This is a genomic window from Mangrovactinospora gilvigrisea, from assembly GCF_001879105.1.
GTDB lineage: Bacteria > Actinomycetota > Actinomycetes > Streptomycetales > Streptomycetaceae > Mangrovactinospora > Mangrovactinospora gilvigrisea.
On the sequence record NZ_MLCF01000017.1, the window covers coordinates 72,925 to 98,735 of the forward strand.

At 74.0% G+C, this 25,811-nt stretch carries 20 protein-coding genes; 9 read left to right on the plus strand and 11 right to left on the minus strand.

The annotated features are described in order from the left end of the window. Window positions 1-50: 50 nt before the first annotated feature. The 5 genes from BIV57_RS05150 to BIV57_RS05170 form a co-directional block, all read right to left on the minus strand. Window positions 51-2,798, minus strand: a complete 2,748-nt coding sequence (locus BIV57_RS05150; RefSeq protein ID WP_079170019.1) for an MFS transporter — start codon at window positions 2,796-2,798, stop codon at window positions 51-53. Further along, window positions 2,795-3,259 (minus strand): MarR family winged helix-turn-helix transcriptional regulator, encoded by a 465-nt coding sequence (locus tag BIV57_RS05155; RefSeq protein WP_175548669.1) that lies wholly within the window; start codon window positions 3,257-3,259, stop codon window positions 2,795-2,797. The genes BIV57_RS05150 and BIV57_RS05155 overlap by 4 nt, the downstream gene beginning before the upstream one ends. A gap of 224 nt (window positions 3,260-3,483) precedes the next feature. After that, the gene (locus tag BIV57_RS05160) at window positions 3,484-4,242 is read right to left on the minus strand and encodes a succinate dehydrogenase/fumarate reductase iron-sulfur subunit (RefSeq protein ID WP_071655463.1); all 759 of its coding nucleotides are present in this window, start codon (window positions 4,240-4,242) and stop codon (window positions 3,484-3,486) included. Window positions 4,243-4,253: 11 nt separating this feature from the next. After that, window positions 4,254-6,218, minus strand: a complete 1,965-nt coding sequence (locus tag BIV57_RS05165) for a fumarate reductase/succinate dehydrogenase flavoprotein subunit (protein ID WP_071655435.1) — start codon at window positions 6,216-6,218, stop codon at window positions 4,254-4,256. Continuing rightward, window positions 6,215-6,868: a succinate dehydrogenase cytochrome b subunit gene (locus tag BIV57_RS05170; RefSeq protein WP_071655436.1), complete on the minus strand. Its 654-nt coding sequence runs from the start codon at window positions 6,866-6,868 to the stop codon at window positions 6,215-6,217. Before BIV57_RS05170 ends, BIV57_RS05165 begins: the two co-directional genes overlap by 4 nt. 95 nt (window positions 6,869-6,963) lie before the next feature. Here BIV57_RS05170 and BIV57_RS05175 point away from each other — a divergent pair, with 95 nt between their 5' ends. The 5 genes from BIV57_RS05175 to BIV57_RS05195 all read left to right on the plus strand — a co-directional run bounded on the left by BIV57_RS05175 (window position 6,964) and on the right by BIV57_RS05195 (window position 11,436). Continuing rightward, window positions 6,964-7,851, plus strand: coding sequence for a LysR family transcriptional regulator (locus tag BIV57_RS05175; protein WP_071655437.1), 888 nt, complete (start codon window positions 6,964-6,966; stop codon window positions 7,849-7,851). Between the two features lie 43 nt (window positions 7,852-7,894). Then, the gene (locus tag BIV57_RS05180) at window positions 7,895-8,548 is read left to right on the plus strand and encodes an acyltransferase (RefSeq protein ID WP_071655438.1); all 654 of its coding nucleotides are present in this window, start codon (window positions 7,895-7,897) and stop codon (window positions 8,546-8,548) included. Window positions 8,549-8,631: 83 nt separating this feature from the next. Continuing rightward, entirely contained in the window at window positions 8,632-9,600 is a 969-nt protein-coding gene (locus BIV57_RS05185; RefSeq protein WP_245797433.1) for a sugar ABC transporter substrate-binding protein, read from the plus strand. Continuing rightward, window positions 9,597-10,640, plus strand: coding sequence for an ABC transporter permease (locus BIV57_RS05190; RefSeq protein ID WP_071655440.1), 1,044 nt, complete (start codon window positions 9,597-9,599; stop codon window positions 10,638-10,640). The genes BIV57_RS05185 and BIV57_RS05190 overlap by 4 nt, the downstream gene beginning before the upstream one ends. Window positions 10,641-10,647: 7 nt before the next feature. Then, window positions 10,648-11,436: an ATP-binding cassette domain-containing protein gene (locus tag BIV57_RS05195; protein ID WP_071655441.1), complete on the plus strand. Its 789-nt coding sequence runs from the start codon at window positions 10,648-10,650 to the stop codon at window positions 11,434-11,436. A 177-nt stretch (window positions 11,437-11,613) separates the two neighbouring features. Here the strand turns inward: BIV57_RS05195 and BIV57_RS05200 are convergent, their stop codons facing one another. From BIV57_RS05200 to BIV57_RS05210, 3 genes are all read right to left on the minus strand, one after another. After that, window positions 11,614-13,299, minus strand: a complete 1,686-nt coding sequence (locus BIV57_RS05200) for an LCP family protein (RefSeq protein WP_071655442.1) — start codon at window positions 13,297-13,299, stop codon at window positions 11,614-11,616. Window positions 13,300-13,410: 111 nt separating this feature from the next. Further along, window positions 13,411-14,565: an LCP family protein gene (locus BIV57_RS05205; RefSeq protein WP_071655443.1), complete on the minus strand. Its 1,155-nt coding sequence runs from the start codon at window positions 14,563-14,565 to the stop codon at window positions 13,411-13,413. 147 nt (window positions 14,566-14,712) lie between these two features. Beyond that, window positions 14,713-15,477, minus strand: a complete 765-nt coding sequence (locus BIV57_RS05210) for a TIGR03089 family protein (protein WP_071655444.1) — start codon at window positions 15,475-15,477, stop codon at window positions 14,713-14,715. Window positions 15,478-15,649: 172 nt separating this feature from the next. On the opposite strand from BIV57_RS05210, the gene BIV57_RS05215 reads away from it, so the two are divergent. Together BIV57_RS05215 and BIV57_RS05220 are read left to right on the plus strand one after the other, a co-directional pair. After that, the gene (locus BIV57_RS05215; protein ID WP_071655445.1) at window positions 15,650-16,825 is read left to right on the plus strand and encodes a peptidoglycan recognition protein family protein; all 1,176 of its coding nucleotides are present in this window, start codon (window positions 15,650-15,652) and stop codon (window positions 16,823-16,825) included. A gap of 41 nt (window positions 16,826-16,866) precedes the next feature. Next, a complete protein-coding gene (locus BIV57_RS05220; protein ID WP_071655446.1) occupies window positions 16,867-17,826 on the plus strand; it encodes a DNA-3-methyladenine glycosylase family protein in 960 nt (319 codons plus the stop codon). An 88-nt stretch (window positions 17,827-17,914) separates the two neighbouring features. On the opposite strand, the gene BIV57_RS05225 is transcribed toward BIV57_RS05220, so the two are convergent. From BIV57_RS05225 to BIV57_RS05235, 3 genes are all read right to left on the minus strand, one after another. Beyond that, a complete protein-coding gene (locus BIV57_RS05225; protein ID WP_071655447.1) occupies window positions 17,915-19,249 on the minus strand; it encodes a coenzyme F420-0:L-glutamate ligase in 1,335 nt (444 codons plus the stop codon). Further along, window positions 19,246-20,211, minus strand: coding sequence for a 2-phospho-L-lactate transferase (gene cofD / locus BIV57_RS05230; RefSeq protein WP_071655448.1), 966 nt, complete (start codon window positions 20,209-20,211; stop codon window positions 19,246-19,248). The genes BIV57_RS05225 and cofD overlap by 4 nt, the downstream gene beginning before the upstream one ends. A gap of 103 nt (window positions 20,212-20,314) precedes the next feature. Continuing rightward, window positions 20,315-20,866: a cysteine dioxygenase gene (locus BIV57_RS05235; protein ID WP_245797436.1), complete on the minus strand. Its 552-nt coding sequence runs from the start codon at window positions 20,864-20,866 to the stop codon at window positions 20,315-20,317. Between the two features lie 758 nt (window positions 20,867-21,624). Between BIV57_RS05235 and BIV57_RS05240 the strand changes: the two genes are divergently transcribed. Further along, window positions 21,625-21,888 carry a WhiB family transcriptional regulator gene (locus BIV57_RS05240; RefSeq protein WP_071655449.1) on the plus strand — a complete coding sequence of 88 codons (264 nt, stop codon included), beginning with the start codon at window positions 21,625-21,627 and terminating at the stop codon, window positions 21,886-21,888. A 148-nt stretch (window positions 21,889-22,036) separates the two neighbouring features. Beyond that, window positions 22,037-25,798 carry a glycosyltransferase family 2 protein gene (locus BIV57_RS24915; RefSeq protein WP_079170021.1) on the plus strand — a complete coding sequence of 1,254 codons (3,762 nt, stop codon included), beginning with the start codon at window positions 22,037-22,039 and terminating at the stop codon, window positions 25,796-25,798. Window positions 25,799-25,811: the final 13 nt, after the last annotated feature.

Here is a 25,811-nt window from a genome sequence, read left to right on the forward strand (position 1 = left end):
GGGTCCGGATGGGGTGCCGGGGCGTGCCTGGGCGCAGGGGCGGCGGGCCGCTACGCCTCCTCGTGCGTCAGGTGCAGCTCGCAGTGCGCCGATTCGCCGGACGCCGTCCGGACCGTCGCCGCCGCCGGCGGGTAGCCCGAGGCGACCAGCGTGTACGCGCCGTGGCCCAGGTCGGCGAACGCGTACCGCCCGTCCTCGTCGGTGAGCGTCGCCGCGACGACTCCGCCCGCCGAGTCCATCAGCGTCACCCGCGCGTCCGCCAGCGGACGGTCGCCGGACTGCGCCCGGACGACGCCCGCCAGCCGGGCCCCCGCGGAGAGCCGCAGCTCCTGCCGGGTCTCCGTGCCGGCGGCCACCTCGACCAGCGTCGCCGCCGGGCGGTGCCCGTCGTGGCTGGCCGTCAGGGTGTGGGTGCCCGGGGCGAGTTCGGCGAAGCGGAACGTCCCGTCCGCGCCGGCCGCGCCGGAGGCGACCACCTGGCCCTGCGCGTCGGTGGCGACGACCAGCGCGCCCGCCAGCGGGCCGACCGGGTCGCCGCCCAGCACGGTGCCGACCAGGCTGGTGCCGGCCGGCAGCAGCAGGTCGTGCTCCAGCCCGCGGTCGCCGACGACGACCGTCTCGGCCTGCGGGCGCTGCCCGCCCGCCGCTCCGATCAGGACGTAGGAGCCCGCGCCCGGCACGGCGAGGGCGTAGCTGCCGTCCTCCTCGGAGGTGGTGCGGCCCAACTGCCGCCCGGAGGCGTCGATCAGGGTCACGGCCGCGCCCGGCACGGGGCTGCCGTCCACCGTCCGGACGACGCCGTGCAGCTCCGCGCCGGTGGTGGTGGCCGCGGTCTCCCGGGTGACGGCCGCCGGCCGTCCCTGGGCCGCCAGCGCGGCCTGGGCGATCACCGGCATCGGGGCGCCGCGCCGGGCGTGCTTGCCGTTGACGCGCTGCGGCAGCCCCGCCGCGGCGACCGGCTCCAGCGCGGCGTGCGCGGCGTGGGCGGGACGCTGCGCGCCCACCGTGGCCAGCGCGACGGTCGGACGGTCCTCCGCCGCGGCGGGCGTGCCCGCCGCCAGCGCCGGGGTCTCGCCGCCGGGCGCCGCCGCGCTGTGGTCGTCGCCCTCGCCGCCGGTGCGGGCCTGCAGCCCGGACATCTGGCGCAGCGGCACGCCCTTGGTGAAGAGCGCCAGCACGAACGCCGCCGCCACGATGCAGGCCGCGTAGAGGAACACGGTGTGCATGGACGAGGAGAAGCCCTGCTTGAACGGCTCGGAGAAGACCGGGTCGAGCTTCTGGATGAACGACGAGTCGTTGAGCACGCCGGTGGAGCCGCCCCCGTGGGGGTTCTTCAGCATCTCCAGGATCGGCTTGTTCGCCGGGTTGTTGATCACCGAAGGGTTGTGCAGCGCGTCCTGGAACCGGGTCGTCTTCGCGGCGGCCTGGAAGGCGGTCTGGATGTGGCCGCTGACCGTCGAGAAGAGGATCGACAGGAAGATCGCGGTGCCGGCCGTGGCGCCCATCTGCCGGAAGAACGTCGAGGACGCGCTCGCGACGCCGATGTCCCTCGCCTCCACCGCGTTCTGCATGGCGAGGGTGAGCGTCTGCATGCAGCCGCCCAGGCCGATCCCGAAGACCGCCATGTAGACCATGGTCTGCCAGATCGGGGTGTCCCACTGCACCTTGTAGTGGAACAGCATCATGCCGACGATCATCAGCGCCGTGCCGAAGACCGGGAGGTACTTGTAGTGCCCGGTCTTGGAGGTGATCTGCCCGGCGACGATGGACATCAGCATCATGCCGAAGACCATCGGGAGCATCAGCAGGCCGGAGCGGGTCGGCGACTCGCCGCGGACGATCTGCAGGTACTGCGGGATCATCATCATCCCGCCGAACATGCCCATGCCGATGAGGGCGCCGAGCACGCTGAAGCTGCTGAAGACCGGCTTGCGGAAGAGGCGCATCGGTATCAGCGCCTCGTCCTTCATCTTGATCTCGACGAAGACCCAGATGATGAGCGAGACGACGCCGATGCCGTAGCAGGACAGCGAGCGTGCGGAGCTCCAGCCCCATTCCCGGCCCTGCTCGGCGACGAGCAGCAGCGGGGCCACGCCGATGACGATGAAGAGCGCGCCCCACCAGTCGATGCGGTGGTCGCGCCGGGTGTGCGGCAGGTTGAGCACCTTGGCGACCACGAAGAGCGCGATGATCCCGATCGGCACGTTGACGAGGAAGACCCAGCGCCAGCCGGCGATGCTCAGGATCTCGTGGCGTCCCGCCAGGAACCCGCCGACCAGCGGGCCGAGCACGGTGGAGGTGGCGAAGACGGCGAGCATGTAACCCTGGTAGCGGGAGCGCTCGCGGGGCGGCACGATGTCGCCGATGATCGCCAGCGCGAGGGACATCAGCCCGCCGGCGCCGATGCCCTGGAAGGCGCGGAAGCCGGCCAGCTCGGTCATCGAGGTGGAGAAGGTGCAGAGCGCCGACCCGACCACGAAGATGCTGATCGCGGCGAGGAAGTAGGGCTTGCGCCCGTGCAGGTCGGAGAGCTTGCCGTAGAGCGGTGTGGTGATCGTCGAGGTGATCAGGTAGGCGGTGGTCGCCCAGGCCTGCTGGCTCAGCCCGTTGAGGTCGTCGGAGATCGTGCGAATGGCGGTCGAGACGATGGTCTGGTCCAGGGAGGCCAGGAACATGCCCATCATCAGGCCGCTCAGGATCGTCAGGATCTGGCGGTGGGTCAGTTGGAAGCCGTGCCCCGCGGCCGGCGTGGTGGCGGCGGGCCCGGCGTTCGCCGGGGTGGCGGTGCCGTTGCTCATATGGTGGTTCCCCGTTGCTGCTGGTGGAGCTGATGCTGATGGGCGGCGAGATCGTCGTTGAGGCGGTGGAGCAGGACGGCGAGGGTCTCGCGGTCGGCCTCGGGCCAGTCGGTGAGCACCTCGTCGAGCTTGGCGTCCCGCTCGGCCTGGTACTGCTTCCACTGGGCGCGTCCGGCCTCGGTGATCGTCAGAAGGGCGCCGCGGCCGTCGTTGGGGTCGGGCCGGCGCGCGACGAGGCCGCGCTGCTGCAGCGAGTGCAGTCCGCGGCTGACGGCGGAGGCGTCCAGCATGACGGCTGCCGCCAGGTCGGTCGTGCGGCGGTCGCCCAGGGAGGCGAGGGCGCCGAGGAGGATGCGGTCTCCGGAGCCGCGGCGGTTGACGAAGTGCTGACGTGCGGACGCCATCATGCGTCCGAGGCGCAGGAGTTCGTCGCCGAGTCGCTCCGTGGAGGTGTCGGGCATGGACGTGCCCTTCGGGCTTGGTTGCTTGAGGCCAACAAGGAAATGTACGCCCTTGTGCGGACCGGTGGAAGCGCGGGGTGCCGTTGTCGACATGTCCCTGTAAAGGGCTGGCAAACCCCTGGAAAAGACGGACTCCGATGGGCCCTGCACCTCGTAGGGCCCACCGGAGTTTTCCCCAAATCGGGGAGCTGTGGGGGACGGCGCCGCGGCCGGCCCGGGGCGGGTCAGCGGCCGCTCTTGCGGGACCGGGCCGCCGCCTTCAGCCAGTCGCGGTTCATCTCGGTGATGACGTCGACCGGGATGCCCTTGGGGCACGCCGTCGCGCACGCCCCCACGTTGGTGCACCCGCCGAAGTCCTCCGCGTCCATCGCCGCGACCATGTCCAGCACCCGGGTGCCGGCCTCCGGCCGGCCCTGCGGCAGCACATTGAGGTGCTTGATCTTCGCCGCGGTGAAGAGCATCGCCGACGCGTTCGGGCACGCCGCCACGCACGCCCCGCAGCCGATGCAGGCCGCCGCGGTGAACGCCTCGTCGGCCGCGTCCTTGGCCACGGGGGTGGCGTGCGCCTCGGGCGCGCTGCCGGTCGGGGCGGTGATGTAGCCGCCGGCGCCGACGATCCGGTCCAACGCGCCGCGGTCCACCACCAGGTCGCGCACCACCGGGAAGGCCGCCGCGCGCCACGGCTCCACGTCGATGACGTCGCCGTCCGCGAAGTGCCGCATGTGCAGCTGGCAGGCGGTGGTCCGCTTCTGCGGCCCGTGCGGCTCGCCGTTGATCACCAGGCTGCAGGCGCCGCAGATGCCCTCCCGGCAGTCGTGGTCGAAGGCCACCGGCTCCTCGCCCCGGGCCGCCAGCTCCTCGTTGAGGACGTCCAGCACCTCCAGGAACGACATGTCGGGGGAGACGTCGGCCACCGTGTACGTCCGCATCTCGCCGTCGGCGTCCGGGCCGGGCTGCCGCCAGACCCGCAGGGTGAGCTCCATCAGGTCGGACATCAGGCGTAGCTCCTCGTGGTCGGCTTCTCCTCGACGAAGGCGAGCTCCTCGCGGTGCAGCACGGGCGGCTCGCCGACGCCCGCGAACTCCCAGGCGGCGACGTAGGAGAAGCGCTCGTCGTCGCGGAGCGCCTCGCCCTCGGGGGTCTGGCTCTCGGCGCGGAAGTGCCCGCCGCACGACTCCTCGCGGTGCAGCGCGTCCAGCACCAGCAGCTCGGCGAGCTCCAGGAAGTCGGCCACCCGGCCGGCCTTCTCCAGCGACTGGTTGAGCTGCTCGGGCCCGCCCGGCACCTTCAGCCGGCGCCAGAACTCCTCGCGCAGCGCCGGGATCCGGCGCAGCGCCTCCGTCAGCGACTCCTCGGTGCGCTCCATCCCGCACAGCTCCCACATCAGCTGCCCCAGCTCGCGGTGGAAGGAGTCGGCGGTGCGGTCGCCGTCCACCGCCAGCAGCCGCTCGACGCGCTCCCGGACGCCGGCCTCGGCGGCGTCCGCGGCGGCGGCGAGTGCCGGGTCGGCGGGGTCGGCGGGGGCGATCCGGGTCTCGCCCAGGTAGTTGTTGACCGAGACCGGGACGACGAAGTAGCCGTCCGCCAGGCCCTGCATCAGCGCCGAGGCGCCCAGCCGGTTGGCGCCGTGGTCGGAGAAGTTGGCCTCGCCGGCGACGAAGAGCCCGGGGATCGTCGACTGCAGGTCGTAGTCGACCCACAGCCCGCCCATCGTGTAGTGGATGGCCGGGTAGATGCGCATCGGGCGGGTGTAGGGGTCCTCCCCGGTGATCCGCTCGTACATCTCGAAGAGGTTGCCGTACCGGGCCTCGATGGCCTTGCGCCCCAGCCGTTCGATGGCGTCCGCGAAGTCCAGGTACACCCCGCGGCCGCCGGGCCCCACGCCCCGCCCCTCGTCGCAGACGTTCTTGGCGGCCCGGGAGGCGATGTCGCGCGGCACCAGGTTGCCGAACGCCGGGTAGACGCGCTCCAGGTAGTAGTCGCGCTCGTCCTCGGGGATCTGCCCGGGGTGGCGCTCGTCGCCCGTGGCCTTGGGCACCCACACCCGGCCGTCGTTGCGCAGGCTCTCGCTCATCAGCGTCAGCTTCGACTGGTGGTCGCCGCTGACCGGGATGCAGGTCGGGTGGATCTGGGTGTAGCAGGGGTTGGCGAGCAGCGCGCCGTGCCGGTGCGCCCGCCAGATCGCGGTGGCGTTGCAGCCCTTGGCGTTGGTGGTGAGGTAGAAGACGTTGCCGTAGCCGCCGGTGCAGAGCACCACGGCGTCGGCGAGGTGCCGCTCCACCTTGCCCGTGACCAGGTCGCGGGTGACGATGCCGCGGGCCCGGCCGTCCTGCGGGGTGACGATCAGGTCGAGCATCTCGGTGCGCGGATGCATCGTCACCTGCCCGGCGGCGATCTGCCGTTCCAGCGCCTGGTAGGCGCCGAGCAGCAGCTGCTGCCCGGTCTGCCCGGCGGCGTAGAAGGTGCGGGAGACCTGGGTGCCGCCGAAGGAGCGGGTGTTGAGCAGCCCGCCGTACTCCCGGGCGAAGGGCACGCCCTGCGCCACGCACTGGTCGATGATCTGCAGCGAGATCTCGGCGAGCCGGTGGACGTTGGACTCCCGGGCGCGGAAGTCGCCGCCCTTGACGGTGTCGTGGAAGAGCCGCTGCACGCTGTCGCCGTCGTTGCGGTAGTTCTTGGCGGCGTTGATGCCGCCCTGGGCGGCGATGGAGTGGGCGCGGCGCGGGCTGTCCTGGTAGCAGAAGGACTCCACCCGGTAGCCCTGCTCGCCGAGGGTGGCGGCCGCGGAGGCGCCGGCCAGGCCGGTGCCCACCACGATCACCGTGTGGTGCCGGCGGTTGGCCGGGTTCACCAGCTGGGCCTCGAACTTCCGCTGGGACCAGCGGTCGTTCATCGGCCCGCCGGGGGAGCGGGTGTCGGCGATCGGCTCGCCGACGCGGTACTCGGAGTACGCGCTCATGAGACGGCTCCTGCGAGGACGGCCACCGGGACGCTGAGGAAGCCGGCGGTGAGGACGGCGGCGAGGGCGGTGCCGAGGGCGGCGAAGGCGCGCTGCCGGCCGGCCGCGACGCCGAGGGTGCGGGCGGCCGAGCGCAGCCCGTGCTGGACGTGCAGGCCGAGCAGTACGACGGCGAGCATGTAGAAGACCGCGACGTACCAGCGGTCGAAGCTGGCCGTCAGGTTCTGGTACGGGTGCCCCTCGGTGAAGTGCGGGTTGGCGTCGCCCGTCGTCAGGTCGAGGATGTGGAAGACGACGAAGAGCGCGAGGATCGCGCCGCCGTAGCGCAGCGTGCGCGTGGCGTAGGTGCTGCTCGCCGGCGGCGCGTGCCGGTAGCGGACGGGCCGGGCCGCGCGGTCCCGCTTGGTGAGCACGATCGCCGAGCCGATGTGGCCGACGACGGAGACCACCAGCACCACCCGCAGGATCCACAGGAACCAGCCGTAGTGCAGGAACGGGATGAGCAGGGTCCGCAGCCAGTGCGAGTACGCGTTGAAGTCCTCCGGACCGAAGAAGATCTTGAGGTTGCCGAGCATGTGGAGGACGAGGAACGCCAGCATGACGATTCCGGTGACCGCCATCAGCGCCTTGAGCGCGATCGTGGTGCGCATGTCACCCGACGCTAGGGCCGGATGGCCCCAGAGGTCCAAGACATGATGGATGTCGTCTCCATAGCCGGAGGCTATTCACGCGCTACGCTGTCGCCGTGCAGCTGCAGCAGTTGGCCTACTTCGTCGCCGTCGCCGAGACGCGCCACTTCACCCGCGCCGCCGAGCGCATGTATGTCGCCCAGCCCTCCCTCAGCAAGCAGATAGGCGTGCTGGAGGCCGAGTTGGGCACCCCGCTCTTCGTCCGCACCCGCGGCAACATCACCCTCACCGCGGCCGGCGAGACCCTGCTCCCCATCGCCCGCCGCATCCTCGCCGACGTCGACACCGCCCGCGTCGAGGTGCAGGAGCTCGCCCAGCTGCGCCGCGGCCGGCTGCGGCTCGGCGCCACCCCCAGCCTGATGACGGGCCTGCTCCCGCCGGTGCTCCGGCGCTTCCGGGACCGCTGGCCCGGGGTGGAGCTGGTGGTCGAGGAGTCCGGCTCCCACGACCTCGTCCAGGACCTACACGAGGGCCGGCTGGAGGTCGCCCTGGTGGTGCTCCCGCTGCCCCGCCAGGACCTGCCGCTCACCACCACCCGGCTGCTCCACGAGGACCTGGTGCTGATCACCTCCGGCGACGACGAGGACGAGCGGGACGGGCCGCTCGGCATCGAGGCGCTGCGCGATCTGCCGCTGGTGATGTTCCGCCGCGGGTACGACCTGCGCGACCTCACCGTCGCCGCCTGCCGCGACGCCGGCTTCGAGCCGGCCTTCGCGGTGGAGGGCGGCGAGATGGACGCGGTCATCGGCTTCGTCCGCGCCGGTCTCGGCGCGGCCGTCGTCCCCGGCACCGTCGCGATGGCCAACCCCGGGCTGCGCGCCCGGCGCTTCCGCTCGCCCGGACTCACCCGGGTGGTGGCGCTCGCCCACCGGAGGGACGTCCAACCGTCACGGGCGGCGCGCGAGTTCCGGGCCCTCCTCCTCGACGAGCTCGGGACCGGCTAAGGTCCCACGGGACGCGAACGCGTAAGAGAGAGGTCAAAACCACATGTCAGCAGCCGACGGTGGCTTTGTCGCGGACACGGCAGACGTCGATCCGCGCGCCCGGCTGGGCGCCGGGACCAAGGTCTGGCAGCTCGCCCAGATCCGCGAGGACGCCCGCCTCGGCGCGGACTGCATCGTGGGCCGGGGCGCCTACGTCGGCACCGGCGTCGTCCTCGGCGACCGCGTCAAGCTCCAGAACTACGCCCTCGTCTACGAGCCCGCCCGGCTGGAGGACAACGTCTTCGTCGGCCCCGCCGCCGTGCTGACCAACGACCGCTACCCGCGCTCCACCGACCCGGACGGCGCCCTCAAGGGCGGCGGCGACTGGGAGGCCGAGGGCGTCACCGTCCGCGAGGGCGCCGCCATCGGGGCCCGCGCCGTGGTCGTCGCCGGCGTCGAGGTCGGACGCTGGGCGCTGGTCGCCGCCGGCGCCGTGGTCACCAAGGACGTCCCCGAGTTCGCCCTGGTCGCTGGCTGCCCGGCGCGCCGGATCAACTGGGTGGGCCGGGCCGGCGTCCCCCTGGAGCCGCTGCCTGAGCCCGGTGAGGGCCCGGCCCGCTACCACTGCCCCCGCACCGGCGACCGGTTCGAGGAGCATCCCGCGCCGGACGGCGGCGTCCGGCTGCGACCCGTGCCGACGCCTTCCCGCGACCGATGAGCCGAGAGGACCGTAGGACCATGACGCCTACTCAAGATCGCCCACGGCAACGGCGCCGAAGGCCCTGGCGCGCCCTGCTCGCGGTGGCGGCCCTGGCCCTCACCGCGGCCGCCTGCACCGGACCCACCGCGACCTCGCCGAACGCCACCGCGGCGCCCAGCGAGACGGCCAAGGGGGTCTCCGGCAAGCACAACGGCTACCGGTTCGCAGTGGTCACCCACGGCACCGCCGGCGACATGTTCTGGAACGTCGTCAAGAACGGTGCCGTGCAGGCCGGCAAGGACCTCAAGGACAAGGTCAGCTACTACTCCGACGGCGACCCCGGCGCCCAGTCCAAGCTGATCGACAACGCGGTCGCCCAGCACGTGGACGGCCTGGTCGTCTCGATGGCCAACCCGCCCGCCCTCAAGGCGTCGATCCAGCGCGCCGTGCAGGCCGGCATCCCGGTGGTGACGATCAACTCCGGCGAGGAGCAGTCCGCCGCCTACGGCGCCATCGGCCACGTCGGCCAGAACGAGTCCGTGGCCGGCGAGGCCGCCGGCAAGCGCTTCGCCCAGGCGGGCAAGCACAAGCTGCTCTGCGTCATCCACGAGGCCGGCAACGTCGGGCAGAACCAGCGCTGCGACGGCGCCGCCAAGGGCTTCGGCGGCACTACCAAGCGCCTCCAGGTGGACATCTCCAACCCGACCGACACCCGGGCCCGCATCCAGGGCGCCCTGCAGGCGGACCCGTCCATCGACGCCGTCCTCACCCTCAACTCGCAGGTCGCGGCGCTGGCTGTGAAGGCCAAGGCGGGGGCGAACGCCAAGGCGGCCATCGCCACCTTCGACCTCAACGCCGACGTGGTCAACGAGATCAAGGGCGGGCAACTGCTCTTCGCCGTCGACCAGCAGCAGTACGAGCAGGGCTATCTGCCGATCGTCATGCTCAGCCTCTACCTGAACAACGGGAACACGGTGGGCGGCGGCAAGCCGGTCCTCACCGGGCCCGCCTTCGTCGACAAGAGCAATGTCAACACCGTCGGCCAGTACGTGGATCGGGGGACGCGATGAGCGCCGGAAGCACAGCCGTCGTCCCCGAGCTGGCCAGGCCGCCGCGGCTGGTCGACCGGCTGGTGGCCCGCCCCGAGATCGGCTCGCTGCTCGGCGCGGTGCTGGTCTTCGTCTTCTTCACCCTGATCACCGATCAGTTCCTCACCGTGAAGGGCGTCTCCAACTGGCTGGACGACGCCTCCACGCTGGGCATCATGGCGGTGACCGTCGCCATGCTGATGATCGGCGGCGAGTTCGACCTCTCCACGGGCGTCAACACCGCCTCCACCGGACTGGTCACCGGGATCCTCGCCACCCAGGCGCACTGGAACGTCTGGCTCGCTCTGCTGGTCTCGCTGGTCTTCGCGCTGCTGGTCGGGCTCGTCAACGGGCTGCTGGTGGTGCGCACCGGGCTGCCGAGCTTCATCATCACGCTCGGCATGTTCCTCGCCCTGCAGGGCCTCAACCTGGGCGTGACGCGGGCCGTCACCGGCAATGTGCAGATCTCCGGGGTGGGTGCCGCGCACGGCTACGAGTCGGCCGGGTACTTCCTCGCCTCGACGTTCCGCATCGGCGGCACCCCGTTCCCGGTCTCCATCCTCTGGTGGATCGGCGCCACGGCCCTGCTCTCCGGGGTGCTGCTCAAGACCCGGTTCGGCAACTGGGTGTTCGCCGCGGGCGGCGCGCCGCTCCAGGCGCGGGCGGTCGGCGTCCCGGTGCGCTCCACCAAGGTGGCGCTCTTCATGCTCACCGGGCTGGGCGCCTGGCTGGTCGGCAACATCAACGTGCTGCGCTACACCACCGTCCAGGCCAACCAGGGCATCGGGCTGGAGCTGCAGTACATCGTCGCCGCGGTGATCGGCGGCTGCCTGATGACCGGCGGCTTCGGCTCGGTCGTCGGCGCGGCGATCGGCGCGCTGCTGTTCGGGATGGTCCGGCAGGGCATCGTCTTCGCCGACTGGAACAGCGACTGGTTCATGCTCTTCCTCGGCGTGCTGCTGCTCGTCGCGGTACTGGCCAACGACGTGTTCCGCCGCCGTGCGGAACGGATGAGGCGGTGACGGGCCCATGAGCGAGCATCAGACACTCGTCGAGGCGCGCGGCGTCGGCAAGATGTACGGGAGCGTCAAGGCGCTCGACGACGTCTCGGTGACGGTCAACGCGGGCGAGGTGACCTGCGTCCTCGGCGACAACGGCGCCGGGAAGTCCACCCTGATCAAGATCCTCGCCGGGGTGCACCAGCATGACTTCGGCCACCTGCTCATCGGCGGTGAGGAGGTGCGGCTCTCCTCGCCGAGGGACGCGCTGGACCGGGGGATCGCCACGGTCTACCAGGACCTGGCGGTGGTGCCGCTGATGAGCGTGTGGCGGAACTTCTTCCTCGGCTCGGAGCCGCGGAAGAGCATCGGCCCGCTGAAGATCATCGACAGCCGCGGCGCCCGGGACACCGCCCGCAAGGCGCTCGCCGAGCTGGGCATCAACCTGCGCAACGTCGAGCAGCCGGTGGGCACGCTCTCCGGCGGCGAGCGGCAGTGCGTGGCGATCGCCCGGGCGGTGCACTTCGGCGCCAAGGTGCTGATCCTGGACGAGCCGACCGCGGCGCTGGGCGTCAAGCAGGCGGGCATCGTGCTCCGCCAGGTCGCGGCGGCCCGCGACCGCGGCCTGGGCGTCGTCCTGATCACCCACAACCCGCACCACGCGTATCCGGTCGGGGACCGGTTCCTGCTGCTCAAGCGGGGCGCGGCGCTGGGCAACTACGAGAAGGCGGACATCTCCCTGGAGGAGCTCACCCGCCAGATGGCCGGCGGCGCCGAGCTGGAGGCGCTGGAGCACGAGCTGCGCGGCGTCGAGGGCTGAAGGCGGACCTAGTGCCCCTCCCGGCAAGGTTTGCCCCGTCGCGCCGCCCGGCACGCACTCCCCCAGACTCCGTCCGGGAGGTGCCCCCTGCCGCACCGAACGACGCTCCTTCCGGGCAAACCCTGCCGGTCACGGCACTAGCGCCCCGCAAGGGGTGCGGGGCCTGCGGCATGTCCCCTACTTGGCACACTGGTTCGTGTCGTTCGCCTGGACGTGCTGCAGGTCCGCCGGGGCCTTCTTCGGTGCCTGCACCGGCGTCCCCGGGGAGGTGAAGTCCTTCCCGAGCGTCAGCACCAGCTGCTGCCCTGCCGAGGCCGAAGGCTTCAGGGCGGAGTCGGGCAGCCCGAAGTCCTCCACCAGCCGCTTCGCCTCCGCCTCCTGCCCCGGCGCGTAGACCAGCGTCGTCGCCGGCCGGGGCGCCGCGTTGAGGCCGTTGCTGGAGAGCCGGTAGCCCTTCTGGTTCTGCATCCAGTCGATGGTCTCCTGCGCCTGGCCGATCACGCCGCTGCCGTTGACCACCTTGACCCGCACCTCCGCGGCCGCCGCCGCGTTCGCCTTGGCGACGCGCGCCGCGGGCCCGTTCGCCGCCGCCTTCTTCGCCGCCGCGGCCTTCTTCTTCTTGACCGCGGTGAGCGACTCGTCCTCGCGGACCATCCGGAACAGCGACTGGGCGTCACCCGGCTTGAGGACCACCCAGTTCTTGTTGTTCGGGTCGTCGATCACCGGGACGGTGGCGAAGGTGATGTTCTTGGTGTCGACGTCGCCCAGGTCGCGGGCGAGCCCCTCCAGCTTGGCGATCGAGCCGATGCCGCTGTCCACGGTGAGCGCCTTGGTGGCGGCGTCCGCCAGCGACCACAGCTTGGTGGGGTCGGTGAGCGTCCCATTGCTCTTGATCTTGCGGATCAGCGAGCTGAGGAACTGCTGCTGCAGCGGAATGCGCGTCAGGTCGCCGCCGAAGCCCACCGAGTGGCGGGTGCGGACGAAGGCGAGCGCCTGGTCGCCCTTGACGATGTGCCGGCCGGCCGTCATGTGGAGGTGGGACTTGGGGTCGTCGATGTCGTGCGCCGCGCAGACCGGCACCCCGCCGACCGCGTCCGAGAGCGTCTTCACCGCCTCGAAGTTCACCATCATGAAGTGGTTGATCGTGATGCCCATCAGCTGCTCGGTGGTCTTCCAGGTACAGCCGGGGTCCCGGTCGTCCTGGCCGAGGCTGGTGTTGAACTGGACGTTCTTCGAGCCCGGGATGGTCTTGTTGCCGGTCTGGCACTCCGGGACGTCGGTGATCAGGTCGCGCGGGATGCTCACCGCGGTGGCGTTGGAGCGGTCCGCGGAGACATGCAGCAGGATCGTGGTGTCGGCGTGGCCGACGCTGCCGGTGTCGCCGTAGGTGCTGCCCAGGCCCTTTCGGCTGTCGGTGCCCAGGATCAGGATGTTGAGCGGGCCGTGGTCGTCGTCCGCGCGGCTGCCGCCGGGGTGGACGTCCATGGAGTTGATGTTCCCGTTGAAGTGCTGGTAGACGCCGTAGGCCGCGGCGGCCCCGCCGATCAGCACGAAGGCGACCGTGCCGGCCACCCAGGGCAGCACCCGGCGCTTGCCGGCCCGGCCGCCCTTCCCGCCGCGGCGCCGCGCGGCGCGCCCGCCGGGACGTCCGCCGCTCCTGCCGCCACCCCCGCCGCCGCCGCTCCTGCCGCCACCGCCTCCGGCGCCGCCGCGCCCGTGCCCGTGCCCGCCGGACTGGGCGGGCACCGGCGGCGCCGGGACGATCTCCATGGGCCGGGTGTCGCCAGGACTGCGCAGTTGGTACTCGCCGGTCGCGGGGTCACGCACCCACTGGTCCGCCGGGTCGACGTCTCCGGTCGCCACTCCCCGTCCCTTCCGCTTCGATTCCGCTTGCGATCACGCCACAGTAGCGGTCAAGTTCAGCGGTTCCGGGTGGCTTGCGGCAAATCGGTCCGGGCGGCGGAGGGCTGAATGTCAGCAGATGTCTGCATTGGCGGCCCGACCGGTGAACAGCGGTTCGGGAGAAGGCGGTTGACTCGGCGCCGCGACGACGGGCGAGGGCGGCGCCGACGGCCGCGCGGACGGCAGCGGCGACGGCCTGGCGGGCGGCTCCACCGCCACCGGGCGGTTGTTGCGCACCGCGGTGAACAGCTGGCGCGCGGCCGGCTCCTGGAGGGCCACCCGGTTGGGGTCGGCGGCCCAGGGCGCCTGGGGCACCGTCAGGAAGACCATCCGGTCGCGCGGCAGCGCCCGCAGGCCGGAGGCCAGCCGGTACAGCTTGTCGAGCGAGTTGAGGCCGGAGTCGGTGGTCAGCGAGGAGGTGGCGGCGTCCAGCAGGGGGTAGAGCCGGGTGGGGTCGAGCAGCACGCCGTCCGAGTCGACCTTCTGCACCAGGGCCGCGAGGAAGGCCTGCTGGCGACCCATCCGGGAGATGTCGCTGCCGTCGCCGAGGGCGTGCCGGACGCGGACGTAGCCCAGCGCCTGCGAGCCGTTGAGGAGTTGGCGCCCGGCGGGCAGGTCCAGCTTGGCGTCCCGGTCGTGGACGGCCTTCGGCAGGCACACCTCGACGCCGCCGACGGCGTCCACCATCTTCTTGAAACCGGTGAAGTCGACGGTGGCGAAGTGGTCCACGCGCAGGCCCATGAGCTGCTCGACGGTGCGGATGGTGCAGGACGCGCCGCCCAGCTCGAACGCCCAGTTGAACTGGACGAAGCGGGGGGCGTAGCTGCCGCCGCCGGCGCGCGGGCAGGCGGGCACCTGCACCATCAGGTCGCGCGGGATGCTGACGGCGGTGGCCCAGCTCCGGTCGGCGGGCAGGTGCAGCAGGATGGTGGTGTCGGAGCGGGCGGGGCCGTCCGCGAGGCCGTGGCCGTACTGGGCGTTGGCGCCGGCCCGGGAGTCCGTCCCCATCAGCAGGATGTTCTCGGTGGCCCCGGTGACGGCCGCCGCGGCGCCGGAGTGCGAGCGGCCGAGCAGCGCCTCGGTGCCGTGGTCGGTGCGGATGTTGGCGTTGAGGCGGCCGAGGGCGAAGAGCACGACGGAGCCGGCCGCCATGGCGAGGGCGAGCACCGCGGCGGCGAGCGGGAGCAGCAGGCGCCGCGCCCAGTACCGCCCGCGTCCGTCCGCCACCGCCCACCACCACCCGTCTCGGCGCCCAACCACCAAGACCACTGAACAGCGGGCGCCGCGCTCCGTCGACCCCTGCACCGCCAACCGGCCCAACCCGGGCCGGATGGCGGGGCTCGGGTGGGGCTGCCGAGCCGGACGGGCCGCGGGCTACCCGAGCGTGTCCGTCACCCGCTCCGCCTCGGCCCGCTTCGCCGCGCCCCCCGCCGGTCCCTGCGCGGCATTGCGCACCAGCACCACCGACCCGCCCACCGCCAGCGGAACCAGCAGCGCGTCGACGAGGTCGACCCCCGCCGTGTCCGCGACCAGCACCCGCGCCCCCGCCGCCAGGCCCAGCTCCGCGGCCCGCTCCCGGGCCCGCGCCACCACCTGAGCCCCCGTCAGCACCGCCGCGCCGCCACCGGCCGGCGCCAGCGCCGCGTCCCCCGCCCCCACCTGCTGGTACGGGAAGAACGCGTCCCCCTGGCCGGGCACCTCCGCCGCGTAGTCCAGGAACCCCTCCGGGACCTGCGGGAACCGCCCGCCCAGCGGCCGCAGCGCCAGCGCCACCCGCTCGCCCCGGCACTCCCGCGCCGCGGCCAGCGCCGCCGCCTCGGGCCCGCTGACGGCGACCTCCGCGGCCGCGGCGTCCCCGTCGGGCGCGGCCACCGCGCCCACCGCCCAGCACGCGTGCAGCCACACGGCCGTCTGCCAGTGCAGCGGCAGCAGCAGGGCGACCCGGCCGCCCGCCTCCACCGCCAGCTCCTCCTGGAGCAGATTCGCGGTCTTGGCGACCCAGTTGGCGAAGGTCGCGGCGGAGAGCTCCACCCGCTCGCCGGTGGCGTCGTCGTAGAAGGTGACCAGCGGGCGCGCCGGATCGGCGGCGAGCGCGGCCCGCAGCAGGGCGTCGGGGGTGTCGGCTGAGGATGTCGTCATAGCACCACCGAGGGTAACGGGACGCCGATCCGAACAGGCCTTCCCCACCCCCTCGCTCCCTGCACGCCTGTCCGAATAGATCTGAGCCCGTGTCAGACCGCATTCACCCGTCGGAACCACCCGAGGCGATCAGCGGATGACGACCCGTGGGACAGCGGAAACCATCGGAGGCATGCGCGCACTCCTGGACCCCTCACGTCGCACGGTCCTCCGGCTCGGGACGGTGACCGCGGCCTCCGCCGTCCTCTCCGGCACCGTCGCCCGGACGGCCACGGCCGCGACCCCCGCCGTGCCCGCCCCGCCCCTCGACGACGTCCCCGGCAGCACCCGCACCATCCCCTGGTCGGCGTTCCGCAGCCGCGGACTGCCGCCGGCCACCGGCGCCTTCTCCCTCCTCGGCCTCACCTGGGACGACCCCGCCGCCGAGCTGCACGCCGCGGTCACCGTCCGCGTCCGGGACGCCGCCACCGGACGCTGGTCCGACTGGCTCCCGCTCGACACCCACGGCCGCGAGGACGCCCCCGACCCCGACCAGTTGACGACCGGCGCCCGCGGCGGCACCCCGCCGCTGTGGGTCGGCCCCTCCGACGACCTGCGGGTGCGCCTCGTCCCGCGGGCCGGCACCCGGCTCCCCGACGGCCTGCGCGCCGACCTCGTCGACCCCGGCCCGGACGGCGCCGCGGTGGCCGCGCACCCCCTCCCCGAGCCCGCCGACGGCCCCGGCAGCCGCGCCCTGGAGCGCCCCTCGACCCGGATGGGCGGCCGCCCGGCCATCGTCACCCGCAAGGGCTGGGGCGCCGACGAGAGCCTGCGCGAGAAGCAGTTCGCCTACACCTCGCCGGTCCGCGCGATCTTCGTGCACCACACCGCCACCGGCAACGGCTACAGCTGCTCCCAGGCGCCCGCGGTGATCCGCGGGATCTACCGCTACCACGTCAAGAGCAACGGCTGGCGGGACATCGGCTACAACTTCCTCGTCGACACCTGCGGCCGGATCTACGAGGGCCGCGCCGGCGGGGTCGCCCGCCCGGTGCTCGGCGCCCACACGCTCGGTTTCAACACCGGCACCGCGGGCATCGCCGCGATCGGCTCCTACGACTCCGCCTCGCCGCCGTCCGCGATGCTGAGCGCCATCGCCCGACTCGCCGCCTGGAAGCTCGGCATGACGCACACCAACCCGGCCGGCACCGTCGTCCTCACCTCGGGCGACAGCGGCAGCCGCTACCCCAAGGGCGCCCGGCACACCTTCCGGACGATCTCCGGCCACCGGGACGCCTTCAGCACCGACTGCCCGGGCGGCCGCCTCTACGCCGACCTGCCGAGGATCCGCAGCCTCGCGGCCGGCTGACGCCCCGGATCCCGGTACCGGACGTGGGATGTCCGGCGCGCATGGTTGAGTGGACCCCCGTGAGCGCCCCCGCCCCGCAGCCGGCCACCCGCGTCCACCGGCCCGCCGCGCCGGTGGACGTGCCGCGCACCCTCGGCGTGCTGCGGCGCGGTCCCGCCGACCCGTCCTTCCGCCTCGCCCCGGACGGCGCCGTGTGGCGCGTCTCCCGCACCCCCGACGGCCCCGGCACGCTCCGGGTGACGGCCCGGCCCGCCGACGGCGAGGTCCGCGGCGAGGCGTGGGGACCGGGCGCCGGCTGGCTGCTGGACGCGCTGCCCGACCTGGTCGGCGCCGCCGACGCGGAGGGCTCCACCGGCTTCGTCCCCCGCCATCCGGTGATCGCCGAGGCGCACCGCCGCCACCCCGGGCTGCGGCTCTGCCGCACCGGGCTGGTCGTCGAGGCGCTGGTGCCCGCCGTGCTGGAGCAGAAGGTCACCACCGTGGAGGCGTACCGAGGCTGGCGGCTGCTGCTCGCCCGCTTCGGCGAGCCCGCGCCGGGGCCCGTCCCCGATCCGCGGATGCGCACCCCGCTGCCGGCCGCCGCCTGGCTGAAGGTGCCGTCCTGGGAGTGGCACCGGGCCGGAGTCGACGCCCGGCGCGCGGGCACCGTGATGCGCGCCGTGCGGGTCGCCGCCGCGCTGGAGCGCACGGCGGCGCTCACCGCGGAGGAGGCCGCCGCCAAGCTGCGCACCCTGCCCGGCATCGGCATCTGGACGGCGGCCGAGACGCTGCAGCGCTCGCACGGCGCGGCCGACCTGGTCTCGGTCGGCGACCTGCACCTGCCGCGCACGGTCGGCCGCGAGCTGGCCGGCGTCCCGGACGGCGACGACGCGCTGATGGTGCGTCTGCTGGCGGTCTACGCCGGCCAGCGGCAGCGCGCCGTCCGGCTCCTGCTCTCCGGCTCCCGCCGCCCGCCCCGCCACATCCCCCGCCAACCCATCCGCGACTTCCGCCGCATGTAACCCCCGCCGGCTGCCGCCCTCACCGGCCCCCTCCCCGGGCGGGGTGCCGGGGCGGAGGGGCGGCAAACCCCCGCGCCGCGCCGAGCGGTCAGCGCACCACCGTGAACGCGTCGACCGAACGGGCGCCCCGCGGCCGCGCCGCCCCCGACGGATGCCCCACCGCGACGGCCCCCATCGGGTCCCACCCCGCCGGCAACCCCAACTCGGCCCGCACCACGTCCCGGCAGAACAGCGTCGACGACACCCACGCCGACCCCAACCCCTCCGCCGCCAACCCCACCAAGAGGTTCTGCACCGCCGCCCCCATCGCCACGACGAACATCTCCCGCTCCGCCGCCGCCCGCCGCGCGTCCGGATACGCGTGCGCCCCCTCCGAGACCAGGCACGGCACCACCAGGTACGGCGCCCGCCGCAGCACGTCCCCCCGCCGCACCCGCCGCTCGACCCGCTCCGCGGAGAGCCCGTCCAGCCCCTCCAGATCCGCGCGCCACGCGCGCGCCATCGCGTCCAGCAGCCCCGTCCGCGCCGCCGCCGACTCCAGCAGCACGAACCGCCACGGCGTGGTGTGGTGCGGGGCCGGAGCCGTCACCGCCGCCGCCACCGCCCGCCGCACCGCCGCGCCGTCCACCGGCCGCGCCGGGTCGAACTCCCGCACCGTGCGCCGCTGCTGGACCGCCGCGCGCATCGCCTCGCCCGTCCCCAGCCGGAACATGTCCGACTCCAGGTCGCGCACCAGCACGGCCGCGCCCGGCCCGTCCTCGCGGGTCGTCAGCCGCTCGCCCAGCCCCCGCACGACGGCCACCGGCCGCCCCGCGGTCTTGCCCTTGACGAGATCGCCCGCCGCGGCCAGCTCGTCCGCCGCCGCGGTGATCGTCACGGCCAGCGGGTTGCCGTGGCTGTCGACCGTCCCCCGGTGGTCGTCGAGCGCGCGCAGCCCCGCCGCGCCCAGCGCGACGTCCGTCAGCCCGGCCCGCCAGGGCCGGCCGAAGGTGTCGGTGACCAGCACCGCCACCGCCACCCCCAGCTCCTCCCGGAGCGCGGCCCGCAGCGCGCGCGCCGACGCGTCCGGGTCCTCCGGGAGCAGCAGGACCGTTCCGGCGGCGGTGTTGGAGGCGTCCACGCCCGCCGCGGCCATCACGAAGCCGTGCCGGGTGCGGACGATCCGGGTCTTCCCGCGCTGCGCGACCAGCTCGGTCATCTCCGCGTCGATGGCCGCCTCGCGGTCGTCGGCCCGGACGATCCGCCCCTCCGCCTTGCTCACGATCTTGGACGTCACCAGCAGGACGTCGCCGTCCCGCAGCGCGCGCCCGTCGGCCGCCACCGCGGCGGCGATCAGCTTCGCCAGGTCGTCGCCCGGCTGCACCTCGGGAATGCCGTCCGGGGCCCAGACGGCGAGCTCATGACGGTCCGCCGCCTCCGTCACTGGATCTCCCCGGCGAGCGCCAGCGCCTCGCGCGCCATCCGCGCCGCGGCGTCGGCGTCCGACATCATCAGCGGCACCGCCCGGCAGCGGATGCCGACCTTCTCCACCTCGGGCACGGCCGCCTCGTCGACGGTGTCGACCAGCCAGCCGTCCAGCAGCCCGGCGCCGTAGTGGGTGGCGACGGCCGCGGCCGAGGTCTCCACGCCGACGGCGGCGAGCATTCGGTCCGCCATGCCGCGCACGGGCGCGCCGCCGACGATGGGGGAGAGGCCGACGACGGGCGCGCCGCGGTCCGCGATGGCCTCCCGGATGCCGGGCACCGCGAGGATCGTCCCGATGCTGACCACCGGGTTCGACGGCGGGAAGAGCACCACGTCGGCCTCGCCGATGGCCTCCAGCACGCCGGGCGCCGGGGCGGCCTCGTCGGCGCCGACGGGCACGACGGCGTGCGCGGGGACGCCGGCCCGCAGCCGCACCCAGTACTCCTGGAAGTGGACGGCCTTGCGGGCGCCGGGGCTGTCCGGGTCGTCGATGGCGACATGCGTCTCGATGCGGTCGTCGCTCATCGGCAGCAGCCGCACGCCGGGCTGCCAGCGGGCGCAGAGCGCCTCGGTGACGGCGCTCAACGGGTAGCCCGCGCCGAGCATCTGAGTCCGCACCAGGTGGGTCGCGAGGTCGCGGTCGCCCAGGCCGAACCAGCTCGGCTCGACCCCGTAGGCGGCCAGCTCCTCCTTGGCCGACCAGGTCTCCCCGGTGCGGCCCCAGCCCTGTTCCTCGTTGATGCCACCGCCCAGGGTGTACATCACGGTGTCCAGGTCGGGGCAGACCTTCAGCCCGAACAGGTGGATGTCGTCACCGGTGTTGCCGATGACGGTGATCTCGGTTCCCTGGGGTACGGCTGCCTTCAGTCCGCGGAGGAACCGCGCCCCGCCGATCCCGCCGGCCAATGCCACGATGCGCATGGGGCCCAGTCTTCCGTACCGTCCGACCCCGCGCCCCATAGGGGGCGCGAGACTCTGCGGACATCCGGCTCCGCCGGGTGCGCGAGCGGGCGCGAACCACCGGTCAGTCGGCGACCGACAGGGCGGCTCCGCGGTGCTCGTCCGCGTCCGAGTCCTGCATGCGCGGCATCTCCGTCAGCCCCGGGAAGTACGCGTGGATGCTCACCGCAGGCTCCAGCGAGGCGTTCACCACCTCGTGCGGCGTCCCCGGCGCCGAGACCCGCAGCGTCCCCGGCCGGAGTGCCGCCCCGCCGCGCCTGCGTTCCGTCAACTCCCCGCTGACCACGGTGAACACCCCCGAGGAGCGCCCGTGCCCGTGCCGCCCCGTGCCCTGCCCGGGCAGCCAGCACAGCAGCCAGACCTCGTAGCCGGGCCCGGTCGCCAGCCGGGCGTAGCCGCGGCTGAGGGCGTCGTAGCGCACCAGGTGCGCCCAGCGCCCCGGCTGCGCGGCGAGCCGCCGCACCAGCGCGGCGAAGTCGCCGACCGTCGCCGGGTGTTCGGGGCGGGCCACCTCGCGGTGCGGCAGCGCGAGCGGGTCGCCCGCGATGCTGATGTCGCAGAGGCCGTCGGGGAAGGCGGGGCTGCCGATACCGGTGGTGCCTGACGTGTGATTGATCACGCTGTGCTGCCTGTCGGGAACTCCACGCCCGCTCGGGGGCGTTGGACAAGTCGGACGGATGGCCACAGAACCGCGGGCGGGGCGCGAGCCCTAGCTACAGCGGCAGGTGCGGCATCGACAGCTCGGGCGACAGGAGAGGCTCATCCGGCGGGCGCGCGAGACCGGCGCCGGGCGCATGGTGCGCGCGGCGCGTGCGGAGGTCGACGGCGTCGGGGCCATGCGGGCAAGTGGACCGGACACCGTGCCCCACAGTCAACTTGCCTGGTTCCACTGCGAGGTAATGTCACTCGATAGGGTGTTATGGGGCTTATCTCGTTTGGCGGATGGGAGCCCCGGGGAGAGGCCTCAGCACACTCGGTCGTCGTTGCGGAACCGTGATCTGATCGTGATTCAGGTCATGATCGCTCGGTCCGTGCAACCGAATCCTTTCTTCGCCTTGTCGTACCTGGTGGTGCACCGGGGGCCCGGGGCGACGGGCGGGATTCGCCGCCGAACCTGTCGGACCGTCGGTCCGACACCGCGTCACATCGCGCTCAGGCGCGGTGGGGTGACGGAGTGCCGCGCTGGGCCATTGGTTTGCACCGTTCTGCATACTTTTACGAGGACCTTGGTTCAGCCGGGTGAATCGGAGGGGCAATAGCAGACCGCGGCTTGACGGCACCGGAGCGACGCACCTGTAATTTCTGACGTGTCGTTCCGTCGCAAAAGGTAACGACAGCATCACGGGGTTGCGATGAGGGGCAAGGAGGCGCGCGATGAGCGAGCTCTTTCAGCTGTTGCTCACCGACGAGATCGAGGAGGAGCTGAGCTGGCAGGAGCGCGCGCTGTGCGCGCAGACGGACCCCGAGTCGTTCTTCCCCGAAAAGGGCGGATCGACGCGTGAGGCAAAGAAGGTCTGCCTCTCGTGCGAGGTCCGGACGGAGTGCCTGGAGTACGCACTCGCGAACGACGAACGGTTCGGCATCTGGGGCGGGCTCTCCGAGCGGGAGCGCCGCCGACTGAAGAAGGGCGTCCTGTAGGGCGTCCGATCGACGGCGCCGCGGCCGGCGGCGCCGCCGCGGTCCCCATGGTCCCGACTCCGCCGGTACCACCGGTGCTTGCCCGCCCCACCCACTAGGGTGGTCCGCTGACCGAGCAACCGACCACCAGCGAACGCGGGCCCACTCGATGACCACGACACCACCGCCGGCCTTCCCACGCCATGTCGTCACGGCAGTGCTGGTCACCCACAACGGCGCACGGTGGCTGCCGACCGCACTCGCGGGGGTCCTCGGTCAGGACCGCCCCGTCCAGCGCATCGTCCCCGTCGACACCGGCAGCGAGGACGACTCGCCCCGGCTGCTCGCGGAGACCTTCGGCGAACCCGCCGTCCTGCACCTGGCCCGCCGCACCGGCTTCGGCGCCGCCGTGGACGCGGCCGTCCGCGCCACCCCGGCGCTCCGTCAGGACCAGCTGCCCTGGCAGCTGTCCGGCCACTACGACCCGGACACCGGCGACTGGACGCCCCAGCCCGGCTACGGCTACCCGCAGGCGGCCCCGGCCGCCGGGCCCGGCACCGACCCGGCCGCCGGCCCCGAGGGCGCCGGGCACGCCGAGCCGGACGACCACCTCGCCCAGCTCGCCGCCATCGGCCGCACCGCCGACCGGGACGCGCCCCGCTCCGTCTCCCTCGACCCCGGCGCCGGCCCGGTCGAGTGGCTCTGGCTGCTGCACGACGACTGCAGCCCCGAACCCGACGCGCTGCGCCGGCTGCTGCGCGTCGCCGAGACCGGCACCGCCGCGCACGCCGGCGTCGCCGACCCCAACGCCGGGCGCACCGCCGTCGTCGGCCCCAAGCTGCGCGGCTGGTACGACGCCCGCCAACTCCTCGAGGTGGGCTCCTCGATCGCCCCCAGCGGCCGCCGCTGGACGGGCCTGGAGCGCCGCGAGCAGGACCAGGGCCAGCACGACGGCGTCCGCCGGGTGCTCGCCGTCTCCAGCGCCGGCATGCTGGTGCGCCGCGACGTCTGGGAGTCCCTCGGCGGCTTCGACCGCGCCCTCCCGCTGATGCGCGACGACGCCGACTTCGGCTGGCGCGCCAACGCGGCCGGCCACCGGGTGCTCGTCGCCCCCGACGCGATCGTCCGGCACGCCGAGGCCGCCGCCCGCGAGCGGCGCAAGATCCACGCCGCGCACGGCGGCCCCCACCAGGTCGACAAGGCCGGCGCCGCCTTCACGCTGCTCGCCAACACCCGGGCCGCCGCGCTGCCCTGGACGCTGCTCCGGCTCGTCCTCGGCACGCTGCTGCGCACCCTCGGCTACCTGGTCGCCAAGGTGCCCCGGCAGGCCCTCGACGAGGTCCTCGGCCTAGCCTCGGTGCTGCTGCGGCCCTACCGGGTGCTCGCCGCCCGGCGCCGCCGCGGCCGGGTGCGCCGCATCCCGCACCAGAAGCTGCGCGGGCTCTTCCCGAAGCCCGGCGCCACCCTGACGTTCGCCGTCGAGCAACTGATCGGCGACCTCGGCCGGCGCGGCACCGAGTCCACCTCCAACTCCGCCCGGCACAGCGCCGTCGAGACCGGGCCCACCAGCGACGACGCCGACTTCCTCGACGAGGGAGAACGGTTCGCCAGGCTCAAGCGGCTGTCCCGCCGACCCGGCATCCTGCTGCTGGTCGGGCTGCTGCTCTTCTCGCTGCTCGCCTTCCGCAACCTGCTCTCCGGCACCCTGCAGGGCGGCGCGCTGCTGCCCGCCCCGGGCGGCGCGGGCCAACTCTGGTCGACGTTCACCGCGTTCTGGCACCCCGTCGGCACCGGCGCGGCTGGCGCCGCGCCGCCGTGGATCGCCGTCCCGGCCGCGCTCGGCAGCGTGCTCCTGGGCAACGCCTCCCTCGCCGTCACGCTGATGATGGTGCTGGCCGTCCCGCTCGCCGGCTTCTCCGCCTACCTCGCCGCCCGGCCGCTGGTCACCGACCGCTGGGTGCGGATCTGGCTCGGCGCCGGCTACGCCCTGGCGCCCGCCGTCACCGGCGGGCTCGCGGGCGGCCGGCTCGGCATGACCGTCCTAGCCGTGCTGCTCCCGCCGCTGGCCCGCTCCGCGGTCTCCGCCGTCGGCTGGACGGCCCTGGGCTACCGCGGCCGCGGCGAGGCCACCGCCACCGTCGACACCCCGGCCCGGCACACCGGCAGTTGGCGCTCCGCCTGGCTCGCCGGGCTGCTGCTCGCCGTCGTCACCGCCTTCACCCCGGCCGTCTGGCCGCTCGCTCTGCTGCTGCTCGCCGGCACCACCGTCTGGCTGACGCTCGCCGACCGCGGCGACATCGCCTCCACCGACGCCACGCTGCGCGGCCCGCGCCGCGCCCTGCCGCTGCGCGTCCTCGCCCTGCTGGCCGTCCCGCTGGTGCTGGACGCCCCCTGGTCGCTCAAGCTCCTCGCGCACCCCGCGCGGTTCCTCGCCCAGGCCGGCGCCGCCGACCCGGCGCCCCGTCAGCACGACCTGCTCGGGCCGCTGCTCAGCCCCGGCGGCGCGGGCGCCCCGGCCGGCTGGATCTACGCCGGGGTGCTGCTGGCCGCGCTCGCCGCGCTGCTCCGCGCCGACCGGCTGCGCGCCGCGCTCGCCTGCTGGACGGCCGCCGCCGTCGCCGCCGTCCTCGGCCTGTGGGCGCAGCACGCGAACGTCGCGGGCGGCCCGGCCTGGTCCGGCGCCACCGTGCTGGTCTGCACCGCGGCCCTGCTGGCCGCCGCCGCGATCGGCGCGCAGGACGCCCGCACGCTCGTCTCCGGCTCCGCGTTCGGCTGGCGCCAGCCGGCCGCCCTGCTGACCGCCGCGCTCGCCGCCCTCGGCCCGGTCGCCGCGCTCGGCTGGTGGGCCTGGCAAGGGGTGGACGGCGGCTCGTCGCCGCTGGCGGCCCGTCAGGCCGCCCAGGTGCCGCCGTTCGTCGCCGCCGAGTCGGCCACCACCGACCAGCCGCGGACGCTGATGCTGCGCGCCACCCAGGGCGCCGGCGCCGAGTCCATCGACTTCACCGTGGTGCGCGGCAGCGGCATCACGCTCGGCGACGCGGACGTGCTCGCCGCCCAGGGCGCCAACCGCAGCCTGACGGAGGCGGTCCGCGACCTCGCCGCCGGCACCGGCGGCGACCAGCCGCAGGAGCTCGCCGACTTCGCCGTCCGCTACATCGTCGCCCGCCCGCCGGTCGACCCGGCGCTCGCCCGCACCCTGGACACCACCCCCGGCCTCACCCGGCTCAGCCAGGAGGGCGGCACCCTGCTGTGGCGGAACGACCGCGTCGCCGCCCGCCTGACGCTCCGCCAGGCCGGCGACCCGGCGGCCACCAAGGTGCTGCCGGCCGGACGGATCGGCGTCGACACCCGGGTGCCGTCCGGCACCGGCGACCGCACGGTGCGGCTCGCCGACCGGGCGGACGGCCACTGGCGCGCCACCCTCGACGGCAAGGCCCTCACCCCGGCGGCTTCCTCGACCGACTGGGCGCAGACCTGGAAGGTGCCGGACTCCGGGGGCCGGCTCCGCGTCGACTACGCGACCCCGCTCGGCCACCGGCTCTGGCTGGGCGCGCAGGGGCTGCTCGTCCTCGTCGCCCTCGTCCTCGCGCTGCCGGGGCGCAACCCCGAGCTCAGCGACGACACCGCGGCGGCCGAGGCGGAGGCCGCGGCCGCGGCCGCCGCGGCGGCGTCCGGGCCCCCGACGGGGCGCCGCGCGCGGCGGCTCGCCGCCCAGGGCGCGACGACGTCCGACGCCCCGGCGGTGCCGTCGCCGACGCCGTCGCCGGAGGCCGAGTACGGCACCTTCAGCGAGGACCCCTACGGCTACTACCAGCAGCCGCACCCGCAGCCGCAGGAGCAGGAGCAGCCCCCGGCCCCCTACGGCGACTACGCGACCTACCCCGACTACACCCCCCACCCCCAACCGGAGCCCCCCGGTGACGGCTCGTAAACCGCCCCCGAGC